This window comes from Aegicerativicinus sediminis (assembly GCF_015476115.1).
Lineage (GTDB): Bacteria > Bacteroidota > Bacteroidia > Flavobacteriales > Flavobacteriaceae > Aegicerativicinus > Aegicerativicinus sediminis.
Genome location: NZ_CP064295.1, coordinates 672,755 through 686,401 on the forward strand (window position 1 = coordinate 672,755; position 13,647 = coordinate 686,401).

Genomic DNA, 13,647 nt, shown 5'->3' on the forward strand with positions numbered 1-13,647 from the left:
ATTTTTACCAACAATTTAAGAAAGGATTCATAAGGCTTTTTTATTATTCTGATTTGTTTGGAAACCACGAGTTTTCCTTCTTAAAGATATTTATAAGGTTATAAGTTTTAACCTCCTCTTTATTCAGTTGATGTGACCAAGCCACTCGAGTATTTATTGATGCTCCAGGACCTACACTATTATACTCGGCATAATAGGTAGTCTTTTCTTTTTCTGGAAACATTTTATCACCGGTCCATGGATCCCATCCAGGCGCAAGTATGTGAGAACCTAATTCGCAATTAATAAAAACAGTTTTTGCATAAGGGCGCCAAGGACGGCCTAAATAAACTTTATTTACTCCTTCACCGGCTTTTAATTTGCAATTGAAAAAAACGTAACCAAAATCTTGATTTGCTGGCGTTGCCGCAGCAGTAACAAATGAATTTACTTTGCTATGGATTACACAATCCTTAAAAACGGCAGTAGCCTCACCAAAGATAAAATCCGTGGTACCTTCGATGTAACAGTTCTCGTAATACTGCCTACTACCTTCTGTTGCAGTGTAGAGAGTATCTTGACAACCTATTAAATTTGAATTCTTTATAATAAAACGATCACCTTCAACATGCAAGGCAACGGCTTGCCCTTCTCCACATGATGAATTTCTTATGGTAAGATTTTCAATTTTAATATCATCTCCTCTGACTAAAAGGGTGTAGGAGGTAAAGGTGGACATATTCAGTCCAGTTTTACTGTCAATTTTTCCAGAAAAATCATTGTTGGAAATTATGGTACTTTCTCTGTCTTCCCCGATTAAGGTCAACTTATGCTTCCAGGTTGGAATTTCAATTTTCTCTTGATAAACGCCATTCTTGATATGAATTTTAACTTCGGCAGGCCCTAAATCTCTTGTTGAATTAATTGCCTCTTGTATGGTTGAATAATCGCCTTCCCCGTCTTTAGAAACTGTGATTTCTCGGTAAGGTTTAAGAAGTGGGTGGTTGGAAGGCTGAAAAACCCTGTTCAAAAAATCTACTGAAATAGTAACGGTTGGTTCAAACCATGGATGTAATAACCAAAAGGAGTGTGGAGAATCTGGTATGGTATGAATTTCATTATATGTATTATACTGATTCAATAAATTAATCATATCATCCCTTCCTGCATGAAAACGTGGTTGATCAGAATTAAGGAAAAGTGTTGGGGGGGTGTCTTTCCCAACATATTCTAGTGGAGATGCTTCTTTCCAGGTTTTAAAGGCGTCGGTTTTATTTCCTCCTAACCAAAATGCAGCATAATCACCTTCCTCAGCTTCAGAATGAACAAAAGAAACAATACCATCAATATTTAGTATTGCTTGCACTTTATCTGAAACGGTTGAATTTGAAGGTTTGAATATGTTCAAATCTGCCGTTGTCCCAATTAAAGTTGCCAATTGAGCACCTGCAGATGTGCCTAGCACTGCGATTTGATCTGGATTAATTGAATATTCGGGACCATTTTGTCTAATCCATCTAATGGCATCTTTTAAATCTATCACTCCCGCAGGATATGGAGCTTCTTCACTCAACCGGTAAGATACAGGAATCCCGACATATCCATTCACCGCTAAATGTTGAGCCATAACCCTTTGATTTTCTTTAGAACCTGAGGCCCAACCACCACCATGAATCAAAAGTACTGCCGTAAAGTTTTTACCATTATTAACGGTAGGAACATAAACATCCAATTTCAGTTCTCGATCACCAATTGATTTATAAGTTAGATTTTCATGAGCCAAATATAGATCCGATTCTAAGGTAGATACTGGAGAAATAAATGGATAATTTTTATGGAGTTTTTGAAAGGTTGTTTCTACTGAATAGGTGCTGAATTCAGGTTTATTCTGACCATAGATATTATTCAAAAAAAGAAACAGAAATACGAACAAAATTTTACCAATACTTTTCATCTCTTTTTAATTAAGATTCTGAGGCTGTAAATTTTTTAAAGCATCAAAAATAATTTGGGAAACCGCCAATGCTCCTTCTGACTGAAAATGGGTATTATCATTTTGTCCATTCGGATAGGCTTCATATTTACCAGCTGGTAAATTCATGAAATAATGCGTAGTAACAAAATCCTTCCCTTTGGATGAAAATACATCCATTGACAATTGATTCAAATCTATTAGAGCTACTTGCATTTCCTTTGCTATCTCCTTAACAGCGGCCGGATAATCTCCATGAACATTTTCTAATCGACCTTCTATCCATGGATAATTTCTGGCAACTGGTGTTAACAATATTGGAATGGCTTTTTTTTCTCTAGTCTGACTTACAAACAACCGCAAAAATTCTTTATAACCCTCTATACTGACATAACGCTCAGGCTTTTCTTCAGAGGCGTCATTATGTCCAAATTGAATAATTACAATATCATCCTTGTTAAGATCATCAACAACACCTCTCCAACGTCCTTCCTGAAAGAAAGTTCTTGTACTTCTTCCTCCTCTGGCCCGATCATCCACATTGACACTGTCACCTCTAATGATGTTTGAAATTTTTTGTATACTATCACTAATCATAAACTTTTGAAAAACTTGCCCCCATCCCATTAGGGGATATCGAGTTTTCATATAATCTATATCGGCATCATAATTACCGCTATAATCGGCCATTGTAGAATCTCCTACCAAGAATATGGTTGTGGTATTTTGAAAAAGTTTTTCTAATCCAGGAACCTTTGGCAAATTCCCGTCGGCCTGTCTAGAATTCAGCAAATCATTTACGGATATATTAGGAACTGTTCCAGAGAAATTTTCTTGCCAGCTATTACCCTTTACCAAAAGTGTTTCACCATAAAACTTTCCCAAATTTCCAATAGAAAAAGAATTTTGGACATTTAGTTCTTCAAGTCCATTTTTTTCAGAGAATGCAAAATTTCTTCCATTATGGATTGCCAGACAATTTTCAATTTTTACGGCCCCACGATTGCTGTTATGGTCAAAGCCGTCATTCAAATTTTCAATGGCAATACAGTTTAGGTAAGTTGCATTATGCTTTTTTGATTTATTATCGCTACCCCCTGTTTTAAAGCCATTGCCATCGCCTTTTGCAATTTTGTCATTTTTAAGATATCCGTTTCTTATTGCCCAACAATTTTTATAAGTTGTTTTAATATTGTCAGTTCCCCTAAGGTATCCATCCCAACCATCATCAAGATTATTCCAAGCTCTGCATCCTTCAAAAACATTCCCTGAACCTACGTTCATTTTAGCCCCGAACCCGTCAGCATTTTCTAATTTGGAATCAGCATTAAAATAAGAATCACAATTTAAAATATAATTATTCGAGGCCGCATCATCTAACTGAAGACCTGTATCTGCACATTCATAAAAGCTACAAAATTCAACTTTATTATTGCTTCCCCTGATTTGAAGACCATTATCTCCAGCTTTGCGAATATCTAACCCCTTTATAACCCAATTGTCAGCTTTTAAAACAATACCCTGGCTAGAGCCATCTTCTTTCAAAACAGAAAAATCCAGAATTGTCCTGCCTGATTTTGAACCGATTAAAAAAATCTTGTTTTGAGGTGTCCCTGAATTATTTATAAACAATCGCTCTGACATATTATACACACCGGAAACTAATTGTATTGAATCACCGGGTTGAGCCTTGTCTAAAGCTTTTGCTAATTCTTGAGGAGTATTTGCTTCAACAAAATGATAAACTGATTGAGAATAACTTTTTAAACTGAAGGAACACGCAATAACAGAGGCAATTATTATTATAAATGAAATATACCTAGAAATAGTTTGATTTAAATCCATCATTAATCCTTTGTGATCCTAAACCAATCAAAATCTGCATATCCCCCTCTTTTGCTTTCTGGCGTACTTATGGAAAACAATCCAACTTTAGCTCCAATCCATTTACCTGGTTTAGCTGTAAATTTTTGACCGAAAGAAGAAAACCTTTTTCCATCTATGCTATAACTAAACCTACATTCAGCATTCGGGGCATTAACTTCAACCCGAAAGAAAATTTCATTTGAAGGAATTCTCATTTGCTCATTTGTTATTTCTTTTGCACCTTCAATGGCACCAATTGACTGTGTCTGCTCAATAAAATAACCATCTTTATCGTGAGACAAGGTTAAGGTGGCATAGTCCATTCCCAAAACGACAAGCCCAGCTCGTTTGCCTGTTTCAGCTTCTTCTGGAACTAATTTCACTTTGGTTGTAGTCACAAAATTAGGAGCTGGAAATTTTTGCAATAATAAATTCGGCACCGTCCATAAGTTTGGAGATTTATCAGGTGTTTTTATTGAAAAAAGGCGTAAAAAATTATTCCCCCTAAGTTTTGCGTACCAAACTACATCAGGGTTGGCTTGCCATTGCCATTGAAGGCCAATGTCGTCACCAATAAACTCGTCCGTTTCTACTGGGGTAACCTTTTGAAATTTTTGATTTGTCTTTGGCTTTCTGTACGTAGAAACCGGTTCTCCAATTCCATTTCTATCTAGATCTTTTCCCATTATGGGCCAATCATTGACCCAGTTCATTGGTTGTAAATGTACTACACGCCCATAGGCGTCAACATCTTGGAAGTGGTAAAACCAATCCTCCCCAAATAGTGTAGTTACCCATGCGCCTTGATGGGGACCATTTATATTTGTTGAACCTTGTTCAAGAACCACTTTCTCTTCATAAGGACCATAAATATCCTTGGATCTTAATACTAATTGCCAACCTGTTGCAACCCCTCCAGCTGGCGCAAATATGTAATAGTAACCGTTTCGTTTATAAAACTTTGTTCCCTCAACTGTAGGATGATTTTCATGACCATCGAAGACATGAACTCCAGCATCTAACACTTTGGTTCCTTGCTCATTCATTTTATTAACAGTCACCAAGCTTTTTACTCCTCGTCTACTTCCCGCATAGGCATGAACTAGATAAGCTTTTCCATCATCATCCCAAAGAGGGCAAGGATCTATTAACCCCTTCCCTTCCATCACCAAAACTGGAGAATCCCATTGGCCAAAGGGATCTTTTGTCTTTACCATGTAAATACCAAAGTCCGGATCTCCCCAATAAATGTAAATTTCATTTTTATGATAGCGAATACTTGGAGCCCAAACGCCATTACCATGCTGTGGAGTATTAAAAATATCGGTTGGCACCTGTTCAGGAAGAGCGTAATTAATCAATTGCCAATTAATCATGTCCTTGGAATATAAAATTGGAAGCCCCGGAGCGCAATTAAAACTAGACGCAGTCATATAAAAATCATCACCTACTCTAACTACATCAGGATCTGAATAATCTGCATATATGATAGGATTTGTATAAGTTCCATCTCCATTATCTGCAACCCAAACATCTGAAAAATATGTGGTTGAGGTTTGGGCCCAAATGGAAATAGGAACCAGAAAAAAGAATAGTATGGATGAAAATTTCATTAGGATTATTTATCCAATTCTAGGCTCGCTAAGATGAATGGACCTGTACCTTTTGGATCATTCGCTCGTATTGTTTCGTTTATATAATATTCGAAAGTGCCATCTCTATATGGGTTACCCCCAAGGCCTGCAACGGCGCAACATTTATTCAGATTTACTATACCTTGTTCATCTACGGTAATAAATTGTTTTTGTATTCCATCATAGGCTTTAAGGGCAGTTTCCATGAAACCTTCGGGCAAATGACCCTTCTTTACACCTTTGGCTAAAGTATATGTAAACATGCAACTACCGGTTGCCTCGAGGTAATTACCTTCTCTTCCAGCCTGATCTAAAACTTGGTACCAAACACCAGTAGAGTCTTGATATTTAACAATTGCCTCAGCATATTGGTTTAAATAATTTTTTATACGCCCATATCCAGGATGAGAATTAGGCAAATAATCCAAAACATCAACCAAGGCCATTCCATACCATCCCATTCCTCTTGACCAAAAGTTTTTAGAAAGCCCCGTTTCTTTGTCGGCCCATTTTTGCTCTCGGCTCTCATCCCAACCATGATAATATAGCCCTGTTTCAGGATCCTTATTATACTTTTCTATTAAATCGAATTGTAAAACAATATGGTCGTAAACCTTGTTTGCCTTTTCACCTTGCAAAAAGGATTGGGCATATTTTGCATGAAATGGCTCAGCCATGTAAACACCATCTAGCCACATCTGGTACGGATAAATCTTTTTATGCCAATAACCTCCTTCTGAAGTTGTAGGTTGACCTTCCATTTGCTTATGAAGGGTATCCATAGCTTTCAAGAATCTCGGTTCCTTAGTAATTTCGTATAGATAATAAATGGCATCACCAGATTTTATCATATCCAAATTGTAATTACTAAGCTTGTATGTATCTATTTCTCCATCCTCCTTCACCATTCTATTACCATAATCGTAGATATAGTCATAAATCTTTTGGTTACCGTAGAGTTCATAGACCTTCGACATAGCCTGCAAAACCAATCCATTTGTATAACTCCATCTCGGTTCATCTCTAAAATCTAACAGTGTAGGGTCAGGAAATCGATGAATTTCGGACAAAGCCATTCTTTGAGACCATTTCAAGTTTTCTGCTACAATCTTGGTCTCTTCGGAACTTACAGAAGCTTCTTCTTTTCCATTATTCTTACAACCTAGAACCAAAAAAATGGTTAAACTAAGCGCAAAAATCTTGATTAATCTTATTTTTTTAATCAAATCAAGGTTATTCATCGGAATCTAAGTTGTTTAATAAATCCTTTATATAAGAATTAAATTCCTCATCGGATTTTATACCATTTGGTTCCTGTTCCCAAGCACCTAACAGGTAATATGTAATTGTAGATGTTGTAGGTTTAAAGACCACTAATTGGTCAAACTCACCTTCTTTTACGGCCTCAACCTCACCCACTTTGTAAATAATTGCCATGCCTAGTTTGTCAGTTTCACTAACCAAAGTTTGGTTTCCATATGTATAAATTGCTCCCCATTCACCAGATTGGCTATTCATTTGCATCATAGGGATTTCCGGAAATTTAACGATTCCTGTAACCAAACCAGAGATTTCTTTAAATGGAGTTAATTCAACTTTGGTCTCTCTTCCTTCAGGAAAAATAGATAAATCAGCACTTAGATTAATTGTATCCTCCGCAGTTACCCAATCAGTATAATCAATAGAGACTTTAGACTCGATCGAATTGTTAGAGATTTCAGCTTTGGTTTCACCTACGACATTAAAATGCACAACTGAATCATTTACCAAACGACCAAAACCACCAATACCCATAGATTTTCCAGCTTTTAAGATATCCTGCCCCCAATCTGAAGGCTCGTGATAGGAGTCAAAACCATCTTGACCCACATATGGTAGAACCATTGAATCGACCTTCTTTCCGTAAATATCTATTGCATTTCGCCAATCTAAATAGAGTCTGTAACCAATATTTTTATTTTCCCAACCTGGCCCTTCATAACGTATGTACCAAGCATGGTCTGTGTGCTCCTTTGGCACCGTTAATTGATCGACATTTTTAAAGGAAGTTCCTCCTATATATTCCTTATGACCTTTGGATCCATCAACCCATTCACCACCTTCAGCAATAGAAATTTCTGCATAGGTAGACGATGGCGCAGGGGACTCTTCTACTCCTATCGCCTCATTATCCTCTTTCTTTTCTTCATTTTTACAATTAAAAACGACAACAGTCAGCGCAAGAATTAAAATATAGTTGGATATTTTAATTCGGAACAATTTAGGTGTATTAATATTTTTCATTGTTAATTAAGGTATTAATGAAATTAATTGGTTCGCAATTTTCTACAGACAATGGTGTATCAACATTTTTTATGATGACATTTTTTAGCGTTACTTTTTTAACAGGCAACTTTTCTCTTCCCTTTATCAATACTCCATATTTACCACCATTTTCTACCCTTACATCTTCTAGGTTTATATTTTGAATTCTTGGCAAATATTCACCCTCTTGGTTGGCGTAAATACCATAATAAGTATTTATTCGTAAAACCGCTTCCTTCACCTGACCCACTTCGATATTCTTCACATATACATTTTCAACAAATCCTCCTCTTAAAGTATTTGTTTTGATACGAATGGCACGATCTAGATTTGGGCTATCCATTTTGCAATTTCTAACAAAAACATTCCTTACCCCAGCTGAAATTTCACTGCCCATAACCACGCCGCCATGCCCATCTTTCATTTCACAATTTTCTACCACAATATTTTCACTTGGCATAGCCACTCTCCTACCGTCATTATTTCTTCCAGATTTTATGGCTATACAATCATCTCCGGTATCAAACACACAATTAGTTATATGAACATTTTTGGAATATTCCGGATCGCATCCATCATTATTAGGCCCATGGCTACTCACTGTTACCCCGTCCACAGTTACATTCGTACATTTCAGAGGATGCATAACCCAAAATGGCGCATTTGTAAAGGTTACATCCTTTACCAAAACATTTGTGCATTCAAAAGGTTCAAAAAATAAAGGTCGTAGTTGATGACCTTCTCCAAAGACTCGATCTTCCACAGGAGTTTGTTCCTCATTCATTGTTCGAAGACGAGGCAAATTTTGAAGATCAATTTGTTTAACGTCTCCTTCTTTATAACCATAAGAATCCTTTCCGCACCAAGGCCACCAATTATCATTACCAGCCTGCCCATTCAATATTCCTTTGCCTGTTAAGGCAATATTCCGTTGGTTTTTGGCATAAATTAAAGGCGAATAATTCATTAATTCCACACCTTCATAAGAGGTATGCACCACAGGCAAATAATCATTATGATTTTTACTGAATAGTATTTCTGCCCCTTCGGACACATGGAAATTAACGTTACTTCTTAGATGAATTGGCCCAGTTAAAAATTTACCTGCAGGCACAACCACCATCCCTCCACCTTTAGCATTACAATCATCAATTGCCTTCTTAAAGGCTACAGTATTTAAAAATTCACCGTCACCTATAGCTCCATAATCGATGACGTTAAAAGTTTTATCTGGAAATTCTGGAACAGCAATACTTTTTACAATGGCATCGGCAGTAAGCCAAGCATCATTAGCATTATTTGTGCTCTCCTTGGTTTTACAGCCAACAAACACAATAACCGACAATGCAATGACCGCCGATTTTAATTTAGTTAGTGAATTCATAATATAAATCTGCAATCGATTACAATAAAAATATAAAAGCTTTGTGATATGGCATAATAATTTGAATAAAAAGAGAATTTTTCTATCATATTTAACATCTAGATTATTATTTCATACACATTGAAACGTTTTAAACGTGAATATTCTGGATTTAATTTGGGAATTAATCCATTTCTCATTGATAAAGAGCAACAAAGCAATAAATTCTTTGAAAAAACTGTTTTTTAACTTGACGGTTAAGGATCAGAAATGCTCGATTAACCATTTTTTTTTGTAATCGATTACGAAAACTATTTCATTTTAACCTTTTGGTATAAAAATTTACCTATTTTAGAGAAGTAAAAATATAGCTCAAATTGCTGATTTACTAATATCGGTCAATTTTTTTAATGAATGTTCAATGAGGAAGAGGGAAAAAGTTACAATTTATGACATTTCCAAAAAATTAAATATAAGTGCTGCAACAGTTTCACGTGCTTTAAATGGCAATCCAAATATTAGCGAGAAAACTCGCGATTTGGTAATGAAAACGGCAGAGGAAATGAATTACAAGCAGAACCGATTAGCACAGGCGCTAAAAAAAGGCAAAACAAATACTGTTGGCGTTATAGTACCCTACATTGATCGTAATTTCTTTTCTTCGGTTATTAGAGGTATTGAAGAGGAATTGACTGGTCACGGTTATTATGTAATTATTTCGCAATCTCATGAAGATGCAAAAAATGAGGTTAATCAGTTAAATGCGCTGCTGAACACTCAAATTGATGGAATTTTTATGTCCGTATCTAAAAATACGCGTAACGGCGATCACATCAGAAAAGCAATCGAAGAGAAAACACCTGTAATCTTCTTCGATAGGAAATTAGACATCCCGGGAGTGAGTTCTGTAGTAATCGATGACTTCAAAGGCGGCTATATTTCTACTGACCATTTATTGAAAAAAGGCTGTAAACATATTGCCTGTTTTATAGGAAATATGGAATTAGAAATTTACCAAAACCGTTTCAAAGGTTATAAGGCTGCACTAGAACATCACGGAATTCCTTATCTAGAAGAACTTGTTGTACAGACTAATAGTAAAATAGAATCAGGTATAGAAGCCGTTAACAAACTTTGGCAAGGCTCAGTAATCCCAGATGCTATTTTTGCAACCAGTGATTATGCTGCCTTAGGTGCAATTCAACAATTAAAAGCCATAGGAATAAGAATACCTGAAGATGTTTGTGTTGTTGGATTCAGTAATGAGCCATTTACAAAATATCTAGATTCCCCCTTATCATCGGTTGACCAAACTCCACATTTAATGGGAAAAATTGCAGCCCAGGTATTTTTGGAACAAGTTAATGGCTCTAAAGAGTTAACGATAGAGAAGAAAGTGGTGTTGTCCCCTGAACTAATTGCCAGGGAATCCTCTAATCGTTAATAAGTTTTAAATATTAACCCTATAAAGAAACTCCCCTTTTCCAAGGTATAAAGTCATTTTGATTATTGAGATCTGCCTTGGCTTTAATCGTACCACTAGCCACGTCTATAATATACTCCAAAAGCTCTTCTCCCATCTCCTCAATAGATTTTTCACCGCGGATTACTGGCCCTGAATCTACATCAATAATATCTGGCATCTTCCTCGCCAATTCAGAATTAGAGGATAATTTAATCACTGGTGCAATTGGATTTCCTGTAGGAGTCCCTAATCCGGTAGTAAACACAACAATATTAGCCCCCGAACCTACCATCGCAGTAGTACTTTCTACATCATTACCAGGAGTACATACTAGATTCAATCCTGGTTTTGTTACATACTCTCCATAGTCTAAAATATCTTGAATTGGTGAAGTACCTCCCTTTTTGGCAGCACCAGCAGATTTCATTGCGTCAGTGATTAATCCGTCTTTTATATTTCCAGGAGATGGATTCATATCAAATCCTGAACCAGATGCTTCGGCAGCATCTTCATAGGCCCTCATTAAACCCAAAAACTTTTCGGCTTTATCGTCATCCACGCAACGGTTAACTAGTTCCTGTTCAACGCCACATAGCTCAGGAAATTCTGAAAGAATTGGGGATCCCCCTAAAGCAGCCAATATATCAGAAGCATAACCTAAAGCAGGATTGGCCGAAATTCCAGAAAAGCCATCAGATCCACCACATTCTAGACCTAATTTAAGTTTAGAGAGCGGTGCAGGCTTTCGTTGAATATCATTAGCCTTTTTAATCTCCACAAATGCATCTTTGATGATTGTATTCAGCATATCATCTATGGTTCCCATTTGCTGCTGCTCATAAATAAGTATTGGTTTCTTTACCTCAGAATTGATGGCTTTCAAGGAATTTTTAAAAATATCAACTTGAAGGTTTTGACATCCTAAACTTAGAACAGTTGCACCAGCAACATTAGGATTATTAACGTAGCCTGCTAACAATTTGGAAAGGGATAACGCATCTTGACGAATTCCTCCACACCCCCCTTGATGGGTTATAAATTTAACTTCAACATTCTCAAAAATTGCATTTTCTTCAGTTTGCTCAATAGGGGAGTCAGATTTGCCTCCAATCAAATTCCGCAGTAGTTGGCGCTGTTTATAGGTTTTATGGAAGGATAATTCCGTTTCAAAAACATCCTTTAAAATTTCAATGTTTCTATTCTCACAAAATACTAATGGAAAAAATAACCAAACATTATTAGTGCCAACTTGACCATCTTCCCTATGATAGCCCATAAATGTGCGGTCCTTCCACTTAGAAATATCAGGTGGAGTCCAATTTACAGTTTCGGTTTTCCCGGTTGTAACGCTAGCCTGATGTTGCACATTTTTAGTAGTTAAACTACCGCCCTTGGGGATTAGCGAAGTTGCTTTTCCTACCAAAACTCCGTACATAAAAATTTGGTCACCTTCATTAAGGTCAACCAAGGCAACTTTATGTTTTGCCTTTATATCATTTAAAATGATTATCTCCTTTTCATTTACAACTATCCTATCACCCTGGTATAAATCTATTAGGGCAACTGCCACATTATCGGAGGGATGTACTGTAATAAGTTTCGCTTTCATGTAAAATAGTTAAGATTGTACGAAGGCCATATAACCTTCCTCCACTCCTTTAGCTTCAATGAATTGTAAAGCTTGCGTTAATGCCTCTTTCAGCCCTGGAACTGTTGACAGATCCTCTCCCCAAAAATCAGATTTTTGTAAAATGTTATCTACAACACCCTTAATATCATTTGAAGACCAAATAGTTTTAAAATATTCTTCTATTGACTTATCATCGTTTAAGGGAAGTGTAGCACCATTCCACTCACCTTTATAAAAACGAATAAGGCAAGCAAATGCAAAAACCAAATTCAGTGGCAGCTTACTTTCTTTTTGGTTAAATTCAAGAAGACTTGGCAAAACCCGAACCTTAAATTTAGAAATGGAATTAAGCGCTATACTAGATAACTGATGTTTGATAAACGGATTTCTAAATCTATCTAATACCTCATTTGCGAACGACTTCAGTTCTTCTTCGGGCAAAGTTAAAGTTGGTATGATTTCGTCAAAAATCAGACTTTCGACAATTTTTCCCGTGAATGAATTGTCGACTGTTTCCTTTACGGTTTCATTTCCATAAAGGATTGAAAAGGGCACCATTGAAGTATGTGCGCCATTAAGTATACGCACCTTCCGAGTACGGTAAGGTTGCATATCTTGAACAATTTTTACGTCTAAATTCGTCTTATGGAAAGGCAATTTTTCCTTAAGCTTTTCATCTCCCTCTATGACCCATAGAAAAAATGACTCAGCTGAAACAATAAGTTGATCCTTATAATCCAATTGATTATTATACTCTTCAATATTATCTCTAGGATATCCAGGAACAATACGGTCAACCAAAGTATTATGGAACGTATTTGCATCGACCAACCAGGACTTGAAATCTTGTCCTAATTTCCAATCATCGGTATATTTTAATAAAATGTCCTTAAGAGTATCTGCATTATAATTTATCAACTCACAAGGAATAATCGTTAGACCTTTTAAATTATCTCCGTTAAAATACAAGTAGCGCTCATAGAGCAACCTCAATAATTTGGCAGGAAAGGAATTCGGGGGATTCATATCCACAGTATCTCCTTCATCAAATGAAATACCAGCCTCCGTTGTATTTGAGATAATAAATTCCAATTCATCTTCTTTGGCAAGGTCTAAATACAATTGAAAATCGGGATATGGATTTATACCTTTAACAAGGTTGGAAATAAGGTGTTTTTCTTCAATTATTTCACCACCTTTAATTCCCTTTATAAACAGAGTATATAGGCCATCTTGATCATTCAGCATTGAAACCATTCCAGCATTTATTGGCTGCACGACTGCAATACCTCCATTAAAACCGACTGCCTTATTTAGTTCTTGAAATGCATAATCTACGAATGCCCGTAAAAAATTACCCTCACCAAACTGAACAATTTTTATAGGCCACGCGGTGCCTACATCAACATTTTTTCTATTTAAACTTACTTTCAT

Annotated in this window: 9 protein-coding genes; 1 reads left to right on the forward strand and 8 read right to left on the reverse strand. The window is 36.3% G+C overall.

The window, feature by feature from the left end; translation table 11 throughout:
- Window positions 1-43: 43 nt before the first annotated feature.
- From ISU00_RS03005 to ISU00_RS03030, 6 genes are read right to left on the reverse strand one after another with little or no spacing between them, the layout of a single operon-like run.
- On the reverse strand, window positions 44-1,933 hold the full coding sequence (locus tag ISU00_RS03005) for a pectinesterase family protein (protein ID WP_228852561.1): 1,890 nt from the start codon (window positions 1,931-1,933) through the stop codon (window positions 44-46).
- A 6-nt stretch (window positions 1,934-1,939) separates the two neighbouring features.
- Window positions 1,940-3,796: a right-handed parallel beta-helix repeat-containing protein gene (locus ISU00_RS03010; RefSeq protein ID WP_228852562.1), complete on the reverse strand. Its 1,857-nt coding sequence runs from the start codon at window positions 3,794-3,796 to the stop codon at window positions 1,940-1,942.
- A 2-nt stretch (window positions 3,797-3,798) separates the two neighbouring features.
- Window positions 3,799-5,430 carry a glycoside hydrolase family 43 protein gene (locus tag ISU00_RS03015; RefSeq protein WP_228852563.1) on the reverse strand — a complete coding sequence of 544 codons (1,632 nt, stop codon included), beginning with the start codon at window positions 5,428-5,430 and terminating at the stop codon, window positions 3,799-3,801.
- A gap of 5 nt (window positions 5,431-5,435) precedes the next feature.
- Window positions 5,436-6,692 carry a glycoside hydrolase family 88/105 protein gene (locus ISU00_RS03020; protein WP_228852564.1) on the reverse strand — a complete coding sequence of 419 codons (1,257 nt, stop codon included), beginning with the start codon at window positions 6,690-6,692 and terminating at the stop codon, window positions 5,436-5,438.
- On the reverse strand, window positions 6,685-7,734 hold the full coding sequence (locus ISU00_RS03025) for a DUF4861 family protein (protein ID WP_228852565.1): 1,050 nt from the start codon (window positions 7,732-7,734) through the stop codon (window positions 6,685-6,687). The genes ISU00_RS03020 and ISU00_RS03025 overlap by 8 nt, the downstream gene beginning before the upstream one ends.
- Complete coding sequence (locus ISU00_RS03030) at window positions 7,721-9,139, reverse strand: glycoside hydrolase family 28 protein (protein WP_228852566.1); 1,419 nt, start codon at window positions 9,137-9,139, stop codon at window positions 7,721-7,723. The genes ISU00_RS03025 and ISU00_RS03030 overlap by 14 nt, the downstream gene beginning before the upstream one ends.
- A 400-nt stretch (window positions 9,140-9,539) precedes the next feature.
- On the opposite strand from ISU00_RS03030, the gene ISU00_RS03035 reads away from it, so the two are divergent.
- Window positions 9,540-10,562, forward strand: coding sequence for a LacI family DNA-binding transcriptional regulator (locus ISU00_RS03035; RefSeq protein ID WP_228852567.1), 1,023 nt, complete (start codon window positions 9,540-9,542; stop codon window positions 10,560-10,562).
- 19 nt (window positions 10,563-10,581) lie between these two features.
- On the opposite strand, the gene ISU00_RS03040 is transcribed toward ISU00_RS03035, so the two are convergent.
- Together ISU00_RS03040 and ISU00_RS03045 are read right to left on the reverse strand one after the other, a co-directional pair.
- Complete coding sequence (locus ISU00_RS03040) at window positions 10,582-12,192, reverse strand: UxaA family hydrolase (protein WP_228852568.1); 1,611 nt, start codon at window positions 12,190-12,192, stop codon at window positions 10,582-10,584.
- A gap of 9 nt (window positions 12,193-12,201) precedes the next feature.
- Entirely contained in the window at window positions 12,202-13,647 is a 1,446-nt protein-coding gene (locus ISU00_RS03045; protein WP_228852569.1) for a tagaturonate reductase, read from the reverse strand.